Genomic DNA, 22,451 nt, shown 5'->3' with positions numbered 1-22,451 from the left:
ATTTAAACAAAAATGTTCCGGCTTTTCAGTCGGAACATTTTCTATTTAGCGTTATCTATTATTTAGACTCATCACTTGTAGGCTTCTTCTTTTCAGCCTTTTTCTCCTTTTCCTCTACAGGCTTCAATGGAATAGTAACCTTTTCGTCATCATTCATTGCTTCACCTTTCAGGAAGTTAGGAAGATTCATTCCCGCCATATTGAACAATTCATTCAACGGTGGAACAGATTTCATCAAACCCGACAAGAAATTGGCTGTCGATGTCTGACCATTAGAAGAACCACCATTTGCAGAATCCCAAACAGTAATCTTATCGATTTTAAGGTTCTTGATAGCTTCAACCTGCGTTCTAACCAATTCAGGCAACTTCTCGATGAGCAACAACTGGTATGCAGCAGTCGTATCACCATGAGCGGCATTAACCACATCTTTGTAACCCGAAGCCTGTTTAGTCAATATTTCGTAGAGACCTTTCGCCTCTGCTTCCATCTTAGCATATATCGCATCAGCCTCTCCTCGTGCTTGCTCACGTGTACGCTCGGCAACCGCCTGTGCTTCGATGATGGCTTTTTGCTTCTCAATTTCGGCAGGAACGACAACGTTGGCAATCTGCGTAGAACGTTCTCTTTCCGAACGCGCTAATTCGGCTTTTTGTTCAGCCTGATAAGCTTCTTCCAATGCTTTCGCCTGTTGTACCTTTTCAGAAGATACAGCTACACGCAAAGCTTCCGCTTCTTTCTCACGTCTTGTAGCATCCGATTTGGCAATGGTAATTTTCGCCTCATTCTCCCCTTCAACTGCTATCGCATTCGCTTCCGAAGTCTTCACACGGGTATCTCTTTCAGCCTCTGCCTTACCGATGGATTCGTCTCTTATGGCTCCGGCAATGCTTACTTCTCTGTCTTTCTGTGTAATGGCAATCTTCACGTCACGGTCACGGTTAGTTTCCGCAATCTTCACATCACGCTCACGGTCAGCCATAGCCTTACCGGTTTCCCCCATTTTTTCTTGTTCAGCCACACTTACCTTCGCCTCATTGATAGCTTTGGCAGCAGCTTCCTTACCGAGGGCATCGATATAACCCGATTCGTCGTTGATATCGGTAACGTTCACGTTTATCAGCTTCAAACCGATTTTGCGAAGTTCCGTATCGACGTTCTTAGAGATATTGTCGAGGAATTTGTCGCGGTCGGAGTTGATTTCCTCAATCATCATGGTTGCGATAACAAGACGCAACTGTCCGAAAAGGATATCCTTCGCCAATTCCTGAATCTGAGCAGTAGTCAAACCGAGCAAACGCTCAGCGGCATTGTTCATGTTCTCTTTCTCTGTCGAAATAGCAATCGTAAAACGACATGGTACATCCACACGGATGTTTTGCTTACTCAATGCGCTGGTCAGGTTAGCCTCGATTGAGATAGGCTTCAAATCCAGATAAGCAAAGTCTTGTATTACCGGCCAGATAAACGAACCTCCCCCGTGAATACAACGGGCGGATGCGCCTCCGGTCTTACCATATACAACAAGTATCTTATCCGACGGACAACGCTTGTAGCGTGCCGCGAGAGCAGCAATCAACGCGCAAACAACAACGGCCGCTACAATGATAATAATAATAGGATTATCTAAAAACATCTCCATAACAGAATAACAGATTAAAAAATTAATATTATGTGTTTACTTATTTTTCTAAAGCCTGAACTATCAATATTCCATCTTCCAGACCGATTACCTTAATCAAGGTGCCTACTGTCAGATTTTCTTCATTGGATGTTATTGCACTCAATTCGCGTGTAGAACCTTTTACACTGACAAATACCTTCCCTTTCCCGTTTTTATTGGCAGGTACAGTTGTATATACATCTCCGGTTTTGCCTACTGCATCTTCTATCTTAAACGAGTTGTCCTCTGCTAACCGCATAAAAGACCGCATGATGAAAAAGAAAATACCGACAAAAACAAGTCCTATTACCGTGGCTACAACACCTAATAAAATCTTATTATCGAAAGTTCCATACATCGACGCCCCTGTCCATCCCATACCAAGCAGGAAGTTTATCAGGTTACGCAACGAGAATAATTGGAAAGGTGCTTCCACTCCGTCCAGATTCCCATCAAAATCGGCATCTACTCCACCATCGGCGTCTGCTCCGACAAAAGTCATAACAGTCTGAATGATAAAAATAACACTCGCCCCAATTGCTATATACCAATATATCTGTTGTGCGGTGTCCATATTGGCAAAAAATTCTTTCATGTGCTACGGTATTAAAATTAATTAATGCATTACTACAAATCTAATAAAAATTCTGATATTTTAATTAGTTTTTAGACAGATATTATACAAAAAAACAGCAATAATTCAAAGATTCGATTTTTAGATGTACCTTTGTCTTGAATAAAGGTTTTATAACGAATGACTTCCGAAAAAACAATTATCCAACATACTTTCCCGAAAAATGAGAAACTTTGTGGGGAGAAGCGTATCGAAAGGCTTTTTCGCGAAGGAGAGTCGTTTATAGCTTATCCTTTGCGGGTTGTTTTCTGTATAGATAAATCGCAGGAGGAGGATTTGCAAAAGGTATCAGTATTGGTTAGTGTACCGAAAAGGAAATTCAAACGTGCCGTTAAGCGTAACCTGCTTAAACGCCGGATACGGGAAGCATACCGGTTGAATAAGCACCGGTTGACCATCGGCAAGCAGGTAGATGTAGCATTCACCTATGTCAGCGACGAATTATTCGCCTATGCAGAGATAGAGAAAGCGATGCAAAAAGCACTCCATCTGTTAACGGAAAAATTGAGTAACCGATGAAGAAAATACTGACATATATCCTGCTCATCCCTATTTACTTCTACCGAGGAGCTATCTCGCCCCTGCTTCCGCCAGCCTGCCGGTATACGCCGACTTGTTCGCAGTATGCCATAGAAGCGCTGAAAAAGCATGGTCCGTTTAAGGGTTTCTGGCTGGCGCTGAAACGTATTCTTCGCTGCCATCCGTGGGGTGGCGACGGTTACGATCCCGTACCATAAAGAGCAATAAAGATTAATGAAAGGGCATTACACGCAACTATATGAAAAGATAGACCGGATACTTTGGTATAACTGGGATCCGATTGGAGTAAATAACACGGAAAGTATCAGAGATGAATATTCATCGTATGTACCGTACATTGTAAAATTGAAAATGGAAGGTGCAGATGCCATAAAAATTGCAAATCATTTATATCAATTAGAGACTACAAGTATGGGTATGGGTGGTTGTATGGAACGTTGTAAAGAAATTGCCTGTAAGATTGTAGCACTATAAATCTGATTATACCAAAGCCCCAATAAAATAGAAACAGGATGAATCATTCGACTCATCCTGCATTATATTTAAGCATGCTGACGCTTAGTTCTGCGTTTCGCCGGCACTTTCTAATTCTACCGCTTTCTTTTCGGCTTCATCAATCAATTTCTGTCCTTGCTTTTCAGCCTCTTTAACCAGCTTTTCGCCGGCAACTTTGGCAGCTGCCTGTTTCAATTTGTTGTCACCTGCACTCTCAATCAATTTGTCCGATTGCTCCTTAGCAGCCTCCACCAGTTTGTCCGAGGCCTTCTTAGCTTCGTCTCTTAGTTTCTGTGCTTGTTCTGTTTTGGCTTCACCAAGCTTTTCCTGCACAGAGCTTCCTAATATTTTCTCCGCTGCCGTACCTACTGCATTCGATACAAGGCTCTTAGTATCTATACCCACTTTAGGGCTTGTGAATGTTCCACCAATCGTGAGAGGCACATCTTTCAGATAATCATTAGATAATCCTTTCGGTAAAGTAAGCGTACCTTTGTAGTCGATTGTCTGATCCAATCCTGTCGTTCCTTCCAGCTTCATTGCACCCGAATCTCCAAAGCTAAAGGAGAACGGTTTAGTTGCAATTCTGCCGTCATTTACAGTAAACGGAATATTCAGGTTCTTCGGTGCAATTGTTTTCAGGCTTTCATTCTTCGTCACTTCGGCCAGTTTATCCAATACACCTACATTTTCTATTTTCACATTATTCGTTAACAAGCCTCCGTTAGCAGAAAGGTGAGACAAGATTTGCTCTACGCTTCCCATCATCGTATTGAACGAAAGGTTCATCGAATAAGTACCTTGCATACTCTCGAATATAGGAGCTAACTTCTGGATAGTCTCCACCGACTTGAATGTTTCGGCAAAAGAAACTGAATTCAGGTTAAGCGAGAAGTCGGCTTTGGCATTTTTACCGTCCGATGTATCATATTTACCTGTAATCTTAGCCGAACCGCCCAGCGCATTCGCAGCTACATTGTTCAGGCTCAGAATACCGTTATTGATATTCATAGCCCCCACGAGGTTGGTAATATTTATCTTTTCGTATATCACCTGCTTGAGGTTAGCATTGAGGGCGAAGTTTATATTCTTCGGCAGCAATAGCGGCTCGTCCGAAGTGGAGGTTGTATCTTCAGCAGTTTCTTCTTCACTGCCCATCAAATCGTTCAGGTTCAAATAATTCGAATTCAAATTCAACTGACCTTTCAACGTCTCGTCTTTCAAGGCATAAGCGATAAAGTTTTCGAGACGGCCATTAGCTGACAAATCGTTCTTTCCTATCTTGACATTCAGCGATGGAAGATCCACATACTTAGGCGTAAATTCGAGTTTCGCATCATTTACCTGTACATCAGGCATATCGTTCGATTTCAACAACATATTATTCAACGCCAGATGACCGCTTGCCGAAATCTTTTCATACTGTTCTTTCTCGATATATGACATAGCCGTAGCCAGCTTCATATCGGCAGTAATTTTACCATTCAGTTCCATGCCCTCTTCAAATGGATATACATCTTTCACAATACCCAAATCGATAGCTCCATTGGCATGAGCGGCAATATTAGGGTCGCTCATCGGTGTCGTAATTTTCACACCTCCCGCAAATGGATTATTGCCTCCGAGGTTGAACGTGAACTTGCTGACATCCACAATCATATTGTCCAGCGAACCTTGCTTGCTGTTGTTGACATCCACATTGATATTGATATTCGTCACAGACTTAGGCAAAGACGGGTATTGGAACATAGCATCGGCTACCTTGATTTTCACATCAAAGGCCGGATAAATCTCATCTTGCATCAAACCTTTCACCCAAGCATCGAGCGATGCCGTACCGGATGTTTTCACGTCTTTGAAATCCGCCGTATACATTGCCGGAACTAAGGATAATATCTCCTTGAATTGCGTATCAGGTGCATTCAATTTCAGATCGAAATCGATGCCTTCATAGTCCTCGCCAATCATAGCAACCGAACCATCGATTGAAGCGGCCAATTCGTTCAGTTTCAATGTACTTTCTATAAAGGAGAATTTCATATTATCCAAATCAGCTTTGACAGAAGCATCTGCCGTAGCTTTCACTTTGCTCAAATAAGGAACGCCATCCATCGCAAAGGTTATCGCATCTATTACGGAGTTGGTATTGATGGTCGTTTCGCTTGCCGAAAAATCGCCCGAAACAGTACCATTCCAACCGATAAGCGACACTTTCATATTACTCGAATCGTTCTGATAGACAACATCCGAATTTTTGATTGTAATCTTCTTCAAGCTCAAATTGAAAGGAGTATCAGAGGATTCTTCTTCTGTGGCTGTTTCGGTCGAATCCGTTTTCATTATTTCGAAATAGTTAGCCCGTCCGTCAGGAAGGACTTTTGCATACAACGAAACGTTATCCAAATCTATCTTCGAAATCTTATAATTATCCCCGAAAAGGCTGAATAAATCGATTGTCACGCTCAACGATTTGGCCTGCAACAAGGTATCTTTCTCAAAATCATCTATTCCCGCAACCGAAACACCATCGAGTGACAATGTAGCATCCGGAAAGTTCGAAAACAAATTCAACCCGAAGTCGCTGATTTCAACTTTTGCGTTCAGGTTGTCATTTGCTGCATTCACCACAGCTTCTTTAATTTTACCTTTAAAAAGTATTGGCACGAGAATCATCAGCAATATGATGACTCCAAGCACAATACCTACAATTTTAAGTACTTTTTTCATACAAATAGTTAATTAGTTTTTATTTCTTTTTTCAGCTTATTATAACAGCTAAAGTTTGTTTTCTTATAATCAACGCTCAAACAAGGCCGAAAGTTAGGCAAATTAGTATTTATTAGAGCCTATTTATAGTTTTTTTTAACTAATAAATCTTTTGTAGCAGTATAAACTAAAAACATTACTTCTTTGAGCATTCTAAAAGAACAATCCCTGCAAATTACACATTTACAGGGATTATTTATAGATATTTTGGGCTATCCGTACCTTTATTGTGCCGTAAGCTCAATAACTTTACTATTCATTCTTGACGAAGTGAAAGCATCGAGGCCGATTTTCATCAGGTAGTCTCCCGTATATATATTTCCGTTTTCTGATAAACGGGAGGATGCTCCCGGCATCAGGTTTATCTCTTCTACTTTATACTTCTTCGTCGGATCAAGGCCCTGAAGCTTTATTGGATATCGTTTGTCTCCAAACAACGGGAAGATATCATAAGCATATACTACCGCCTTATTTTTATTCTGGCTGACATGCATTACAGAAGTATGTTCGCTTTCGTATGGAGAAACCAAGCGATAGAAGTTACCGTTCAGAATTACGTCTTTCAATGAGTTATAATTCTTCACAGCTTGTTTACAGAATTCTCTTTCGTCATCAGACAACTCTTTGAGGCTGATATCAAAACCTAACTTACACATCATCGCTACATCCGTACGGAATTTGATACTTGCCGATTTATTCCAGCTGGTTACATGAGCTGCCATAGACTTAATAGGGAAGAACTGCGAAAAGTTCCATTGTATATACAAACGGTCTACAGGATCGGTATTGTCACTACACCAGAATTCGCTGAAATATTTCAATCCTTCGTAATCGCAGCGGCCTCCCCCACCCGAGCACATCATCATTTCCACATGCGGATATTTATTTGTTACCCGTTCCAGGATGTTGTATAATCCACGTACATGGTTTATATACAGATGATTTTGTTTTTCTTTCAGATAAGGAGAATAGATATTTGTTATCGGGCTGTTGCAATCCCATTTCAGATAAGCAATATCGGGGTTCTCTTTCAGTATTTTATCTACGACGCCGAACGCATAGTCCTGTACCTGCGGATTACTGAGGTCTAATACCAATTGATTACGGTAATAATAAAGTTCTCTGTTAGGAAGATGTATCGCCCATTCGGGATGTTTTTCGAACAATTCACTCTTTGGATTGACCATTTCCGGTTCTACCCAAAGGCCAAATTTCACTCCGGCATTCTTAGCAGCTTTCACCAATCCGGGTATGCCATTAGGCAATTTACTATGCATCACTTCCCAGTCTCCTAACCCCGCTTGGTCGTTTGCTCTCGGATATTTATTGCCAAACCAGCCATCGTCAAGCAAGAACATCTCTACGCCAAGCTCTTTGGCTTCATACATTAACTCGCCCAATATCTTTTCGTCAAAATTGAATGCTGTCGACTCCCAGTTATTGAGTAATGTGAGGCGATCACCTTTTCCGTCTTTCAGCTGATAATTCATTGCCCATTGATGCAAGTTCCGGCTGGCTTTGCCAACACCATTATAGCTCAATGTATAAATAAATTCGGGTGTTTTGAACACTTCATTCGGTTTCAGCTCGTAAGTAGATGCATACGGATTAATGCCCGAAATAACACGTAGATTATTCACATTGTCTACCTCGAAAGTAAAACGGAAATTACCTGTCCAGCCGATAGTCCCAGCCAATACTTTTCCCTGGTTTTCCTGCACTTCCTGACCTAAACCTAACTGGAAAAAAGGATAGGCATGCATTGCTGCACGCGAACCCAACTTGGTATCTATCGTTTTCTTCCCGAATCGGAGTTCCTGTGTACTCAATTGTGCTTCTTTAGCCCAATCGCCACTATATTCGTTCAGATAATATTGAGGACTTTCGAAATATAGCATAGCCGATGCATATTGGCTTATCTTTACAGGCTTCTTTTCATTATGCTTTATCTCTGTCCATGATTTAATAACATTTTCTTTGGCAAAAGACATGTAGTGAATGGTTACTTCTACAGGATATACATTATCTGCCATTCTGATTATAGTCTCTTTCGCATTTCCATCGATATTTTTCACTTCATGCGACTTATAATAGAGTATCGATGTCATATTGCCATCATTGTGCTGTACAGCAAATGCCGGCTCAAAAAAATCTTCAGCTCCCGATGCCGGATATACTTCCCAACCACGCGGAGTTACAGAGCCATCGGAAGCCGGATGGGCAATATAATGGGGTAGTAATTGTACATCCGATTCATTCAGGAGCTTTTCGCCCAGATATGCCTGATATAGCCGATTGTTAGGCGCTGTTTTCAGGATTAAATCTGTTTCGTCGGTCGAAATTCTAATAACAGTTTGTTGCGCATTCATATTCAACCATGACGCAATAAACAATAGAAATAAAATTGAGATATTTTTCATTACAATATGCTTTATTAAAAATTAGGGTTACTCAGTTGTCGATAGCTTTTTAAGCGTTGTCAATACAGGGATTTTTGTTGTATTCACGGATGAATGAGGCTTATCATGTTGTTGTTCGAATATGATTATTTCATTCTCTCCCTCATTTAGCCAGCATCCGGGGATGTATAATGTTTGTTGCGGACCAAGTGACCAATAACGTCCGATGTTTTTTCCATTTATAAATACAATGCCTTTGCCCCAATCTTCCATGTCGAGAAATGTATCTCCTGTCTCCGAAAGATTAAACGAGGCTTTATACAAGGCTGGACGCCCGATCAATGAAAGAGCAACCGTTTCGGTATTATCATAAACGCAATTTTTATTCATTTCTTCAAAATCGGGAGCTTTATCCATTGGGAATTGAATCATTTCCCATCCGCCTTCTATCACCATATCATTTATTGTAACAGGACTGATAATACCTTTGGTATTGCGGACAATCTCAGTACCATAATTGATTCTTCCCATGTTTTCCACAAAAATCTCCAGCGTACTATTAAAAGGAATATCAATATCCATCGTATAGTTATTGAAATACCGGTTCAGCTCTCCGGCTTTTTCTCCATCTGCATAAACCAATGCATAATCCCGTAATCCTTTAACTTCTAATGTTCCGCTTATCGGTTGGTTAAAATGTTTCCGATATAAAACGTATCCATAACCTTGATTTAGCTGTTCGAATGTCAAAGGTTTATCGCTCTGCACTTTCGGCAGATTTTCCGTATCCAATATGGCTATCTTATCTAATTCTATTGCAGCTATCTCTATCACAGGCATTGCCTCCGGCGCATCAGGCAAAGGATAATCGACGTATTGCTGGATTACATTACGGATAGAATCGAATTTCGGGGTAACCCATCCGGCTTCGCTAACGGGAGCATCGTAGTCATAGCTCGTCAGATCCGGCTGAATACCATGTGTCTTATCATTATTGGCTCCGCTGGTAAAACCAAAATTAGTTCCGCCATGCGCCATATAGTAGTTGAATGACACATTATTCTGCAAATATTTTTCTGTTTGCCGGGCGGTACTTGTAGCGCTTACCTGAGGATGAGGCTCAAGCCAGTGAGCCAGCCAGCCCGAATAGAACTCAGCTACCATATAAGGCCCTTCTCCTCCGTTATATTCGTCTACAACTTTCTTTAGATTATCAATATTACTTTCGCCATTTGCTGTAGGCAAAGCCCCCGGTACTGAGCCACCTTCGAAAAGCCAGCTTCCGTCCGAGGTAAACATAGGAGCATCAAATCCCGCATCTTTCAATTGTTGCACAATCTTTGCATTGTATCTACGGTGTTCCTCCAATGGAATATCCTTGCGTTGAGAGACATAAGAACCGAATTCGTTCTCTGCTTGCACCATAATAATAGGCCCTCCCTTTGTTATCTGCAAATCGCCCACTTCTTGATATAACCTATCGATATATAATTGAGTATATTTCAGAAATTGCTCGTTATCGCGCCTCAGCTCAAGCCCTTCGACGTTCTGAAGCCACCAAGGGTATCCACCGAACTCCCATTCGGCACAAACATAAGGTCCGGGGCGAAGAATGACCATTAAGCCTTCTTCTCCGGCTATCCTGATATATTCCGCTAAATTTTTATCTCCTTCAAAATCCCACTCTCCGGGTTCAGGTTCGTGTATATTCCAAAACACATAGGTAGCAACAGCATTCAACCCCATGGCTTTCAGCATTTGCATACGATGACGCCAATATTGATGAGGTATACGCGGATAATGCATCTCTCCTGACAGAACCCTGACGGGCTTGCCATCGGATACAAAATCTCCATTCTTTATTTCGAAAGAATGTTGCTGTGCCTGCACCGAAAGAGGAACTATAAATAATAGCATTAAGAAGATTGCACAAATTTTCTTAGTCATTTCGCTTATTTTAATTTGATTATAATCAACGATTTAGTCTTTTTTCATTCTCCGTTTCTCCAATTCGGCTGTTACTTCTTTCACTTTCTTCTCGGTCAGCGGATAGAATGCCATGCCTATAAAGGCCAGAATACAACAAACTGCCGGTATTATACTTATCATCAGGCGTTCGCCGAAAACAGTCTCGAGACTTTGTCTGGCAATCTCGGGATTGTATTTGAACAAGAATAGTATCCAACCCGTAAGCGCAGAGCCTAAAGCCCAACCCAGTTTCTGAGACATCGACGAAGACGAGAATATCAGTCCTGACGTCCGGCGGTTCGTTTTTAACTCCTGAAAATCAACTATATCAGAGAACATACTCCACAGTAAAGGTAATACATATCCCGCACACAATGATATCAATATTTGCAACAACAATATCCATTCCAGTTGATTCGGGATAAAGAAGAACACAATACTAAGAGCAGCAGCCAATATCATGGCAATCATATAGGTTTTCCGTTTTCCATATCTGGCTGACAAAGTAGGGGCAAGCACGACGCCAACAAGATTGGCGGCTTGTCCTACCAGAAAATAAATGGTAGTCATATCCCACCCTGTGAACGGCATTTTATATGCCACTTGCACATAATCGCGGAAATAATAAATAGCTACCCCATCGCGGACGGCATTGAACAATAAGGCTGCCAGTCCTGTAGCGACCAATATCCACCATGGCGCATTGCGAAAGAGATTCTTTAAATCCTGTTTTACGGAGGTGTTCTCTATTTCGTTTACGGGTTCTACACGCTCGCGCGTCCATTTAAAACAGATAAAAAACAACACAGTACAGATGATTCCGATAGTAGCTACCCCTAATGTCCAACCGATGGGTGAGGTGCTGACTGTAGTTTCGGCAACTTTCTCTATCGTTTCCTGAATCTGTATTCCATCTGCACCGAAAGCTTTTGCATATCCATCAATCAGCGGTTGCAACAACATAAAAGCAATAAAACTACCGATAAAGGCAAAAGACATCCGGTATGAAGAAAGTACATTACGTTCCTGTGGATCGGGAGACATTACACCCAACAATGATGCATATGGCACATTGATAAGGGAGTAGACAATCATCATCAACGAATAGGTGATATAGGCGTATACCAATTTGCCTGTTGCATCAAAGTCCGGCACAAAGAATGTTATCACCCCCATTACCGAAAAAGGAATGGCAAACCACATGATATAGGGGCGGTATTTGCCCCATCGTGTTTTGGTGCGATCGGAAAGGATGCCTACAAACAAGTCGAAGAAAGAATCCCATACGCGTGCCACGAGAAACATCGTTCCGGCAGCAGCAGCCGTTATGCCGAAGACATCTGTGTAGAAAAACAACGAATACATCCCGAATATCTTCCAGAACATAGACGATGCCATATCGCCAAAGCCATATCCGATTTTTTCTTTTAAGGTGACTTTATTGGTATTCATCATATTTATTACGTTGTACTATTTAGCATTTCATAAGCTACAGATGGAGCCTCTTTTGATTTCAGGTTTTTATCGATTAGTGCTGTCAGTCTCTGCACCGACGTAGCAGAACGGTAACCGTCAGGTGGTGTATTGAAACAATAATCGAGCAAGCGATCTATGGAAGATACAGCAACATGCATCCGCGTATCGCACGATGCATAGTAAAGATATACCGTGCCATCGTCATCAGCTATCCAACCATTGGTAAACAAGACGTTCGATACATCTCCTGTCCGCTCTTCTCCCGATGGAGCCATCAAATGCCCTGCCGGTTCGGCGATGAGTTTATCAGGCTGTTCCAAGTCGGTTACGTAAAGATACAAAACATATCTTAATCCGGCAGCACACATCCGAACACCATGTGCCAAATGTAACCATCCTTTAGGTGTTTTTATAGGATGCGGGCCTTCGCCGTTTTTCAATTCCTTGATTGTATGATAGCGGCGGAAATTAATGATTTTTTCATCCTTTACTTCCGCTTTTTTAATATCATCTATCAGTGCCCAGCCAATGCCACCACCACTTCCGGCAACGATAAAATCGTCTTGCGGACGTGTATATAGGGCATATTTGCCCTGCACAAATTCGGGGTGAAGTACGACATTACGCTGTTGGCTTTTTGTCCGCAAATCAGGGAGACGCTCCCAATGGATGAGATCCTTGGTGCGGGCAATCCCTGCCGATGCCACAGCGGAAGACATATCTCCGGCAGGTGCATTGGGGTCTTTCCGCTCGGAACAGAATATGCCGTACACCCATCCGTCCTCATGTGCGGTGAGGCGCATATCATATACATTGATATCCGGATTGTCTGTCTCGGGCATTACAAGCGGATAGTCCCAAAAGCGGAAATTATCTATTCCGTTAGGACTTTCGGCTATGGCGAAAAAAGATTTACGGTCATTTCCTTCTACCCGTACAACCATCAAATATTTTCCGTTCCATTTTATGGCTCCTGCATTGAAGGTTCCATTTATTCCGAAACGTTCCATAAAATATGGATTCGTTTCCGGCGACATATCATACCTCCAAAAGACAGGAGTATGGGCTGCCGTCAGTATCGGGTTTTTGTATCGTTCGAATATGCCGTTTCCTGATAGCACCGGTTCGTTCCTTAGTGCTACCAACCGTTCATATTCTGCCGTTACTACTTTAAGACGTTCTTTAAAAATTTCACTCATCTATTCTATCTAATTATGCTGATTGATACAAGTGATCTTATTCATTTCTACTTAAAAAGCATAGCTCCCTCAATTACAGAGATATAACTCTTTCTTCGGGGAGCTATTTCTTTCATCCTAAAAACCAACTCTAAGTTGTCTTCTTTGTGACAATATACGATCTCAACGATTTACCTTCTGTCATAAAACTAACCCAGTACCATCCATTATCCACCTTATCGATGCGTAAGTCTGTTACAGGTTTCAAAGAAGATTCATCTATTCTGTTCGAACTAATCCTGAACCAGAATGCATTATCCTTAGAACCTACCGTAAGATCGCCGGAGAAACGGACTCCAAAACCACTGGCATAGCTTGATGTTTTGGAACTTTTTGCATAAATCTGAGATAGGTTAAATTCAGGCGAATGAGCAATATCCCCAGCTCCGGTAGCTGTTTGAGTAGGAGTATTTTCATCTACAAAATACCTATATTTCTGAAGGTCGTTCAGGTAAGGATCATCGATAAACATTACCCGAATACTCACAGAATTGTCTTCCGCATCCTTGATAGTAAAGGTAGCATTGGATTTACCATAACGGTTCCCTCTTATGAATGCTTTTGTTCCGGTAAGGGTCACATTCAGATAGTACGTAGAACTTGCAGAAATAGAGTATCCTCCATTACCGTCCAATATGTCTACTTCTAATGTTTCGCCTAAAACTAAAAAAGGAACATCTTCTGTCTGACTGATTACCAGCGGTTTTCTCACTTTCACTTCGATTGTAGCGGTTTTGCCTTTGGCATCGACTACTTCGATATCAGCTGTTCCTCTGGCTACCCCTTCGATAGATATATTTCCATCCTCATCTATTGTCGCTTTCGCTATCGATTCGTCCGACGAAGTGATTGTATACTCTCCATTGCCGGAATAAACTCCTGCTGAAGCCGTTTCGCCTGTAACAACACGTACTTCGCTCTTATCCAATAGCAATTCTTCTAACTTTTTCACGACAATTTGTGCCTGTGTCGTTTTCTTAGCCCAGTCGGTAATAGTCAACTCCGTCTTACCGGATTCAAGTCCTGTTATCCGGATAGTATTACTATTGTCGAGAGCTACTGTTGCAACTCTGTCATTAGATAAAGTAAGTTTGTAGTTGCCATTACCTTGTACTATGTGGATATTCCCTTCGGTAGAATTATCGAGGTCGATAGTCAAGAGTTCGGTATCTAATACCAAATCCGAATATTTCTTATCATCATCGCTATCGCAGCTCATAAATGATGTTCCAATCAATATGAACCCTATAAGGTATATTATATTTCTTTTCATGTTAAATTGTTTTTATTCTGTTGTTTTCAATTTTCCTGTAATAGTAACCACACTATATGAAGGTACTGTAACCGAGCGCAAGCCACTCAATGATGGATTCAATTTTTTGCGATACCATTTTTTGCTGTCATCAGATGTATAAGACACCATGTTTTGGTATTCTTCCCCTTCTACCTCCAGTAATGCGCTAAATGATTCGCTCTGAGAATAATTGACTAAAACGATTGTGTATGTATTATCTTTCACATATGCTGACATATGAAGGTCTGCCGGAATCGGATCTTCAAGCGTTGGTATTGCTTCCACATCTACACGATGGCTTCCTACCGGTATATAGCGGCTAAAATGTCCCAAAGTATAATAGCGGTTTACTTTGTAATATCCACTGCTCGGATACGAGTCATCATTGAATTGAAGCAAGTTTTCACCTGTACTTGAACAACTACGGCCACCTGCCCACCAAAGAAATGCATTCGTATTGGCCACCGTAAAGTAAGTATTAATAGTCTTAGCCCATTTCATGGCATCATTCCAGCTCTCGTCTCGTCTTCTATCATCGCTCACTTCAGTTTGCCAGATAGGAACACCTTCATTTTCATATCTTGGGCAAGGAATAATATTCTCGTCAGTAGTGCTATAACCATGTGCCGCTGCAATAACATTATCATCTACAAGATCCGGTTGGTTATCCAACATTTTATTTAGGTATGTTACACCATTTTTCCACCACGGATGCTCACCCAATATAAGTTTGACATCGCCGAAACCGTTTTGATCCATAGTCGGTCTCAGGTAGTTATGGCAGAAGTTAGCTAAATCAGCTTCTGTCCATCTACAACCACCCCATCCTGTTCCTCCTGTCAGAGGTTCGTTCGTTGGCGAAATAGCATAGATATCCATATCGAATTTTCCGGTATAGGCTTTCATAAAATCAACAAGATAATCCGCTATTTCCGGGAATTTTGTATTATTTACACTTGACCCTGATTTCCATTGAGTAGGAGGACTCCAGGTAGAAAATATAAATTTCACATTTTTATATTTCCTCAGCATATGATCGGTGATCCACATTTGCGCCAACTGGTTAGTCTGGCTACCCTGATTGTCAGTGTACCAAGTATTGAGCAGGCTCGGATGGTCGGGTTGCATATTATATTCACGATCCATACCAAAAGTTGTAATATCGGTATAATGTTCGTATACCGCACCACGGCAGATATTCAGGCGTAGCCCGTTCTCCCCGAAAAGATCTTCTATCATCGTTTCGCGGTCGAAACGCAAATATGTTACATTCGCCCATCCGGCAAAGCTACATCCAAATCCATCTATCACCTGATGCTTATGGCTATCTCCGGGTAGAAGCTTTATGACGGCTGTTGTCGTTGGCTCCGAAGATATTCCATCATCTTCGTCATTCTCTTCCACCGGATCGGGGATGTTTACATCCCCATGACTCAGGCTCCCGTCATTGCAGGAGTAAGCCCAGCAAATACATGCTAATAGCAGTATAGTATATATCTTTTTCATGTTCATTATTATATTTGGTTATTATTTATTTATGGCATCGTCTTATACGATAACTATCTATGTTAATTTGTCCATAATGGATTTTGAACCATTCCTTTATTATCTCTCAATTCGCTTACAGGAATAGGATAATACAGGTGCTTTTCTTTAAAATTCTCAGCGCCCTGTTTTGAATTATTCCTGAATATTTGTTGAATTTCAGCGTATGAGTACCAGCGCTTCAGGTCATCGAAACGATGTCCTTCACCAAAGAACTCCAATAGGTTCTGGTGTTCTATTTCGGCCATCAATTGAGCTTGAGTAAATGTTTTAGCTGCTAATCCCGCACGTTCGCGAATCAGTCCTAAGGCATAATTTGCTCCACCCACATCATTTGTTTTGGCACAAGCTTCGGCATAAAGCAACAACACTTCGGCAAAGCGTAATACTCTGACATTGTTAGATTTTCCTTCTATATTCTTCATATTATCTGCACTCGCGTCATTTACGTAATATGCCGTATATTTTTTCAACAAGAACTTCCCTGGTGTACCGTTCACATTGAAAGCCGGTGCTCCTCCTGCCATTTTAGCCGCATTGCCAGTCCAAAGGTCGTCCATCGAATGGCTGTTTCCATACCACTTTTCGTTAGGCACTACATCGCCGTAAGTCTGCGGATCGAAGAAGAAAGATGCATACATGCGTTTATCGAATTTAGTGTCTGATCCTGAAGGGCGAAGCTCCTGTACAAATTGAGATACCACATAGGTAGAAGGCATCAATTTCGCCCATCCGTTTGAGGCTACAGGCCCAATAAACTGAGGTATAGAACTACCCAGTTTGATACCGTCTTCGTTACCCCATGTATCCGAACCATCGGAGCTGTATTGCAGTTCGAACAACGATTCTTTGTTATTTTCGTAAACATTGGTAAAATTGTCGGCATAATTCGCCATTAATCCGTAGGTATAAGGCGCGCTAAGCAAAGGTTCCAACACATCTTTAGCTTCTTGGTATTTATGTTGCGCGGCATAAGCTTTTCCGAGCATTGCAATTGCCGTACCTTTTTCTATACGTCCTCTTTCCGATTCAGGACGGGTAACAGGTAGTTCACCGGCAATAGCGGCTTTGAAATCAGATTCTATATGCAGCCACAAATTTTCTAACGATTCCGGAGCTTTTTCCGGGCTATCTTCGTTGGATGGGATTGTGCGTAAAGGCACTTGTCCGTAGTTTGTCACCAACAGATAATATTGGAATCCCCGGAGGCAATAGGCCTCACTCTTGATCATCGAACGTTCGTCGTCGCTAATCTTCGATGCCGGAATTTTGTCTATATTAGCCAGCAAAACATTGGCACGCTGTATTCCGGTATAAAGATAACCGTATGGATCGCGCCCGCTCGATGGTGAATTCTGGAATGTTGCAATCTGCCACATAGCGACTTCTTCACCTACTACAGTAAAGATATCATCACCACGGCTATTGAGGTTCAGCCATCCGTCAAAGGCTCCGTAATATCCGTCCATCTGGAATTTTATCGGCGAATAGGTTGCTGCCAGTGCACTTTCGGCATCTGCTTTATCTTTCCAGAAGTTATCCTCGGTGAAGTGATTATCGTCTTTCAGATCGAGGAAATCGGACTCACTGCACGCTGTTGACATGCAACAAAGCAGGAACAACGTACATATATATGCTAACCATTTATTTCTTTTCATATATATTATATCTTTTAAGTATATACTTTATGTTAAATATTATAATTTCACCTGAATGCCAAACGAGATAGTACGTTGCTGAGGATAGCGTCCTTCATCAACTCCCCGTGACAGAACACGATACGATACATTGAGATGTTCACTTTCGCCTAAGTCAGGTGAATAACCAGAGTATTTTGTCAAGGTGAAAAGATTTTCCATAGAAGTATAAACCCTGACATGTTCCAATTTTATAGACTTCAACCATTTTGCAGGTAAGCTATAACCAATATCCAATGTTTTGAGGCGTAAATACGATCCGTCTTCTAACCATCGGTCGGTGTATGCCCAACCGTTGTCTACTCCATCCACTTTCGAGAAACGAGGAATATTAGTATTCTGATTATCAGGCCTCCATGAATTAGCTAACCTTGTGCTATGGTTTCCGTTGTAATTGCTCGATTCGAGTACGTAGCGTGGATAGTTATATATATCGTTGCCAGTCATGCCATCAAAGAATAGGTTGAAATCTATCCCTTTCCAGTCACCGCCTAAACGAAGGCCGAAAGTCATATCAGGGAATGGGCTGCCTACCTCATGCTGGTCGTCGGTATTTATCACTCCGTCGCCATTATGATCTTTATAGCGTACATCCCCTACTTGCGCTCCGGGTTGAATTAGTTTTCCATTTTTATCCCGGTGATTATCAATTTCTTCCTGACTACGGAAAATACCATCTGTTTCGATAAGGTTAAAGAATCCTATCGGGTGACCTTTCGAAAACAAGGTGATACCTTGTTCTGCTGCTCCATGGGCTTTGTATCCAACAACGTTCAGGCTTCCATTGTCAAGAGTCACTTTTGTCACCTTATTTTTTCCTGTAGTAATATTACCACCAACATAATAATTGAACTCTTTTCCTATCTTTCCGCGATGATTGATAGCCAGCTCGATACCTGTATTACGTACCTGTCCTACATTCTGGATAGCATACCCTTCGATACCTGATGATGGAGCAAAAGGCACAGGAAGCAACACATCGTTGGTATTCTTTATATATGCATCGGCAGTTAGGCTCAAAGCTCCATTCCATAAGTTCAGATCAAGCCCCAAGTTGTAAGTTTCGGATTTTTCCCATTTCAGATTGGCTGGCGAAACAGGCCTTACATACGGTAATTGTCCGAACCATATTTTACCACCTTGCAGGTAATTCATATTATCAGCTACTACACCTTGTGTCGGGTAGAAAGGCTCCATTTCCTGGTTACCCAGTACCCCATAACTCAAACGCAATTTCAATTGGTCTACAGTATTTCTTAATGGCGAGAAGAAGCTTTCTTCGTGAATATTCCATCCTGCCGATACCGACGGGAAACATCCGAATTTATGTCCGTTTGCAAAACGGGATGAACCATCACGACGAATAGATGTCGATAAGAGGTAACGATTGTCGAATGAGTACATTACGCGAGCAAATTGCGAAATCAATGACAATTGATTAATGTAACTTGTCGCTTCTATCGAGCTTCCCGTTCCGGGCATAACTCCTATATATTCAGGTATATCGGAGTTTGAGCCTGTCATTCCCCAGAATTTATCTTTCTGTGCCGAATAACCTACCATAGCCGTGAGGTCATGCAAACCGAATGTACGTTCATAATTCAACGTGTTTTCTAATAACCACGATTGGTAATTTGAAGAGGCTTCAGCCAAATCCGGCCTTTCATTTTTACCATATGTCCCCAAATCATAAGCATGTGTATAATAACGTTGTTTGCCATAATTACGACGAACTCCTACACTAAATTTATATTTCAAGCCTTCGATAATTTCAGCCTGTGCATAAGCATTCATGAAGAACTCGGTATCTTGCGTACGGCGATCGAACAGATAGGCTTCTCCATATGGATTTGGTGAATTCAGATCTTTAGAAGTAGCATAACCATTCATATTAGTAGCATCAAATACAGGCAATACGGAAGGATATTGAAGAATACCCAAGGTAGAGGTTTCGCTAACATTTCCATGCCCTTTAGACATCCGTACAATCATTGTTTCGCCTATTGTCAAACGGTTATTTAACAACGAGAAATCGTTTTTCAGGCGGACATTATATGACTCATGATCCGTATTTCTTAGTATACCTTCTTTATTGAGGTAACCTGCCGAAAAATTATAGGTAGAAGTTGATGAACCTCCCGAGAGATTGATATTTGCTTTATATATCATAGCTGTGTTATACATCACATCCTGCCAGTCTGTTCCCTTACCTACAAAAGGTACTGCTCCGGCCTCGGCTCCGTAACCATCGGCAGGCAAATTATAGTAACGTGCAAAACGGCTGTATTCCTCTCCATTAAACACTTTCAGCTTCTTGTTCATGCTGCTGAATCCGGTAAAGATGTTCAAATCCAGTTTAGTAGGCGTTTCCTTACGGCCACTTTTGGTCGAAATAAGGATTACACCTCCGGCAGCACGAAAGCCATAGATTGCAGCAGATGCTGCATCTTTCAATATTTCTATCGATTCGATGTCGGTAGGGTCTACGATGCTGATATCGCCGATAGCACCATCGATTACGTAAAGTGGATCATTGTTAGACAATGAACTGATTCCCCTGACGTTGATACTCATTTTGGAATTAGGATCTCCACTGGTACTGGAAACTGACACGCCGGGTATTTTACCTTGCAAGGCAACAGCCGCATTGCTGGCAACCTGACCATTCAGTTCTTTTGCAGTTAATGAATTTACTGCCCCCGACAGGTGGCTTTTTTTGACTGTACCATAACCAATAACAACAACTTGATCCAACATCGTATTGTCATTGTCCATAGCAACATCTATCGGGCCACTGCCATTTACTGTCCTTTCGACAGATTTCATCCCTACGAGCGAGAAGACAAGTATATCCCCTTGCTTTGCTTCGATAGAATATTTTCCATCTATATCAGTAAATGTACCAGCATTTTTTCCCTTTATCCGAACCGTAGCTCCAAGTAAAGGTTCCATTGTAGAAGCTTCTGTTACTGTTCCCAATATCGATATGTCTTGAGCCAACAATGATATTGGAAGCATGCAAAAAAATAGAAGTAAAGTGTAAATTTTTCTTTTCATATATATCAGATTTTTCAAATAGGATTACAAAATCGTTCTGAAATTAATTAATTCTACTATTTTTAGATATATGGTCAAACTGAAAGCATCGGCATAATTGCAGTGTTATTTCATGTATTCATCATCACATATATCCAAGTCCATTTCATATTTGTTTCTTTTATTTTTGTCGAACAACAATGATGTTTCTATTCCATTGGTATTAGTTTTATTTTATTAATTATCAATAGTATATTTATTCTCGGCTGTTTCTTATCTCTTCACATTGTTCAGTATATAAATATGGAATCGAATATTTTCAAGATCCCACATAACAAAAATATGTACAACGAAAAAGAATAACAAATACTATTTTATCATATAACAATACTTTATCATCAAAATAAAGTATGCACATCAAATTTGTAGCATATAAATATTGGCAGATTCTATATATAACAGATTTTACACACACCCACAAACCTGACTATAGAAGCATTATTTTCCTTTCACAAAGGTCAAAAGTAAAATATGAAATAAAGCTACATCATTTAGAATATATCATTCAGAAAACCGATACAATTTTACCATCACCAATCAATCCACACCCTATACACCAAATAAAACAAAACACTATATAACAACATATTACAATATCAAAAACAAAACACCCCTTCAAAAAAGAAAAACAGTTTTATTAAAAAGCGATACGATTTTATCATTATTCTATAACCTGAATATTTCGCATAGAAAAATGAGATACGCACACGTCACACTAATACCATTCTTTTTTTATAATTCTCACGAAACTCTTTTGGCGTACAACTTTTACTCTTCCGGAAAATACGATTAAAGTTTGATATATTATTAAATCCGCATTCAAAACATATTTCGGCTACCGATTTGGAAGAATCGACTAACAAACGCGCAGCATGGCCGAGACGTGTCTCTATGATATAATCAACCGGACTCTTTCCAGTGTGAAGCTTAAAAAAACGACTGAAAGAGACAGGCGTTAAGCCTATTATTTCAGCCAACTGACCAAGCTTAATATTTTCCTTATAATTCTCATTTATATATTCCTGAACTTTTCTTATCCGCCTGCTATCCGTCGTCAAATCAACCTTAGCAAAGGAAGAACTGGATAAAACTCTGGCATCGTTTGTAAAAAGAGACAATTCGTAAAGAATAGTCAGAAATTTCATTACAGCATAAAATCCTTGTTGCCCGGAAGCCAGATTATCTAACAAATAAAAAACCTTCATTATCGCTTCGGTAGGAAATGCAAGCCCTTTCTGTGCCAGCTCGAACATATGCAGAATAGATGAGAATTGTTTTTTCTTAAAAAAGATATCAGAAAACAAATCAGGAGAGAATTGCACGGTAATCTCCCTTATATCCTTAGAAACACACTGATTATGCTCCCATACATGTTCAAGATTATCACCGGTAATAAGCACAAGATCGTAATCTCCAATCAATTCGATCGAATCTCCAACAATTCGCCTCACTCCGGCTGCATTCAAAGCAAAATTCAATTCAAATTCCGAATGGCTATGGATAGGGTAAGTAAATTCAGTCTTGCGCCTATCTGCTATATAAAAGCAATCTTTTTCCGACAATGGAGTTACCTCATGAATTACTAATCGATGCTGTTTCATATTGACAAGAAAGTATAAGTAATTATTATATATAATACA

At 40.8% G+C, this 22,451-nt stretch carries 14 protein-coding genes; 2 read left to right on the top strand and 12 right to left on the bottom strand.

Annotation, left to right across the window (positions count from 1 at the left end):
• Positions 1-58: 58 nt before the first annotated feature.
• The gene (locus tag D0T66_RS00260) at positions 59-1,636 is read right to left on the bottom strand and encodes a flotillin family protein (RefSeq protein WP_370520756.1); all 1,578 of its coding nucleotides are present in this window, start codon (positions 1,634-1,636) and stop codon (positions 59-61) included.
• Positions 1,637-1,682: 46 nt separating this feature from the next.
• Positions 1,683-2,258 (bottom strand): NfeD family protein, encoded by a 576-nt coding sequence (locus D0T66_RS00255; RefSeq protein WP_163355030.1) that lies wholly within the window; start codon positions 2,256-2,258, stop codon positions 1,683-1,685.
• 159 nt (positions 2,259-2,417) lie between these two features.
• Here D0T66_RS00255 and rnpA point away from each other — a divergent pair, with 159 nt between their 5' ends.
• Positions 2,418-2,816 (top strand): ribonuclease P protein component, encoded by a 399-nt coding sequence (rnpA, locus tag D0T66_RS00250; RefSeq protein WP_163355029.1) that lies wholly within the window; start codon positions 2,418-2,420, stop codon positions 2,814-2,816.
• Positions 2,813-3,034 carry a membrane protein insertion efficiency factor YidD gene (yidD, locus tag D0T66_RS00245; protein WP_163355028.1) on the top strand — a complete coding sequence of 74 codons (222 nt, stop codon included), beginning with the start codon at positions 2,813-2,815 and terminating at the stop codon, positions 3,032-3,034. Before rnpA ends, yidD begins: the two co-directional genes overlap by 4 nt.
• A gap of 361 nt (positions 3,035-3,395) precedes the next feature.
• On the opposite strand, the gene D0T66_RS00240 is transcribed toward yidD, so the two are convergent.
• The 10 genes from D0T66_RS00240 to D0T66_RS00195 form a co-directional block, all read right to left on the bottom strand.
• The gene (locus D0T66_RS00240; protein WP_163355027.1) at positions 3,396-6,059 is read right to left on the bottom strand and encodes an AsmA family protein; all 2,664 of its coding nucleotides are present in this window, start codon (positions 6,057-6,059) and stop codon (positions 3,396-3,398) included.
• 263 nt (positions 6,060-6,322) lie between these two features.
• A complete protein-coding gene (locus D0T66_RS00235; protein WP_163355026.1) occupies positions 6,323-8,518 on the bottom strand; it encodes an alpha-galactosidase in 2,196 nt (731 codons plus the stop codon).
• Between the two features lie 27 nt (positions 8,519-8,545).
• The gene (locus D0T66_RS00230) at positions 8,546-10,444 is read right to left on the bottom strand and encodes a beta-galactosidase family protein (RefSeq protein ID WP_163355025.1); all 1,899 of its coding nucleotides are present in this window, start codon (positions 10,442-10,444) and stop codon (positions 8,546-8,548) included.
• Between the two features lie 33 nt (positions 10,445-10,477).
• Complete coding sequence (locus D0T66_RS00225) at positions 10,478-11,917, bottom strand: MFS transporter (RefSeq protein WP_163355501.1); 1,440 nt, start codon at positions 11,915-11,917, stop codon at positions 10,478-10,480.
• 8 nt (positions 11,918-11,925) lie between these two features.
• A complete protein-coding gene (locus D0T66_RS00220) occupies positions 11,926-13,140 on the bottom strand; it encodes a glycosidase (RefSeq protein ID WP_163355024.1) in 1,215 nt (404 codons plus the stop codon).
• A 130-nt stretch (positions 13,141-13,270) separates the two neighbouring features.
• Entirely contained in the window at positions 13,271-14,452 is a 1,182-nt protein-coding gene (locus tag D0T66_RS00215; protein WP_163355023.1) for a pilus assembly protein N-terminal domain-containing protein, read from the bottom strand.
• Positions 14,453-14,464: 12 nt separating this feature from the next.
• On the bottom strand, positions 14,465-15,979 hold the full coding sequence (locus tag D0T66_RS00210) for a glycosyl hydrolase (RefSeq protein WP_163355022.1): 1,515 nt from the start codon (positions 15,977-15,979) through the stop codon (positions 14,465-14,467).
• Positions 15,980-16,041: 62 nt separating this feature from the next.
• A complete protein-coding gene (locus tag D0T66_RS00205; RefSeq protein ID WP_163355021.1) occupies positions 16,042-17,676 on the bottom strand; it encodes a RagB/SusD family nutrient uptake outer membrane protein in 1,635 nt (544 codons plus the stop codon).
• Positions 17,677-17,715: 39 nt separating this feature from the next.
• The gene (locus tag D0T66_RS00200; RefSeq protein WP_163355020.1) at positions 17,716-20,772 is read right to left on the bottom strand and encodes a TonB-dependent receptor; all 3,057 of its coding nucleotides are present in this window, start codon (positions 20,770-20,772) and stop codon (positions 17,716-17,718) included.
• Positions 20,773-21,521: 749 nt separating this feature from the next.
• Positions 21,522-22,412: an AraC family transcriptional regulator gene (locus D0T66_RS00195; RefSeq protein WP_163355019.1), complete on the bottom strand. Its 891-nt coding sequence runs from the start codon at positions 22,410-22,412 to the stop codon at positions 21,522-21,524.
• Positions 22,413-22,451: the final 39 nt, after the last annotated feature.

This window comes from Dysgonomonas sp. 25 (assembly GCF_010501075.1).
Classification (GTDB): domain Bacteria; phylum Bacteroidota; class Bacteroidia; order Bacteroidales; family Dysgonomonadaceae; genus Dysgonomonas.
The sequence above is the reverse complement of the archived record's forward strand: the minus strand, read 5'-3'. Positions and strand labels throughout refer to the sequence as shown.

Bases quoted from the DNA above. Each gene is read 5' to 3' on its own strand.
- D0T66_RS00230 (WP_163355025.1), bottom strand. From the start codon at position 10,444: ATGACTAAGAAAATTTGTGCAATCTTCTTAATGCTATTATTTATAGTT.
- rnpA (WP_163355029.1), top strand. From the start codon at position 2,418: ATGACTTCCGAAAAAACAATTATCCAACATACTTTCCCGAAAAATGAG.
- D0T66_RS00205 (WP_163355021.1), bottom strand. From the start codon at position 17,676: ATGAAAAGAAATAAATGGTTAGCATATATATGTACGTTGTTCCTGCTT.
- D0T66_RS00240 (WP_163355027.1), bottom strand. From the start codon at position 6,059: ATGAAAAAAGTACTTAAAATTGTAGGTATTGTGCTTGGAGTCATCATA.
- yidD (WP_163355028.1), top strand. From the start codon at position 2,813: ATGAAGAAAATACTGACATATATCCTGCTCATCCCTATTTACTTCTAC.
- D0T66_RS00225 (WP_163355501.1), bottom strand. From the start codon at position 11,917: ATGAATACCAATAAAGTCACCTTAAAAGAAAAAATCGGATATGGCTTT.
- D0T66_RS00235 (WP_163355026.1), bottom strand. From the start codon at position 8,518: ATGAAAAATATCTCAATTTTATTTCTATTGTTTATTGCGTCATGGTTG.
- D0T66_RS00220 (WP_163355024.1), bottom strand. From the start codon at position 13,140: ATGAGTGAAATTTTTAAAGAACGTCTTAAAGTAGTAACGGCAGAATAT.
- D0T66_RS00200 (WP_163355020.1), bottom strand. From the start codon at position 20,772: ATGAAAAGAAAAATTTACACTTTACTTCTATTTTTTTGCATGCTTCCA.
- D0T66_RS00260 (WP_370520756.1), bottom strand. From the start codon at position 1,636: ATGTTTTTAGATAATCCTATTATTATTATCATTGTAGCGGCCGTTGTT.
- D0T66_RS00255 (WP_163355030.1), bottom strand. From the start codon at position 2,258: ATGAAAGAATTTTTTGCCAATATGGACACCGCACAACAGATATATTGG.
- D0T66_RS00195 (WP_163355019.1), bottom strand. From the start codon at position 22,412: ATGAAACAGCATCGATTAGTAATTCATGAGGTAACTCCATTGTCGGAA.
- D0T66_RS00215 (WP_163355023.1), bottom strand. From the start codon at position 14,452: ATGAAAAGAAATATAATATACCTTATAGGGTTCATATTGATTGGAACA.
- D0T66_RS00210 (WP_163355022.1), bottom strand. From the start codon at position 15,979: ATGAAAAAGATATATACTATACTGCTATTAGCATGTATTTGCTGGGCT.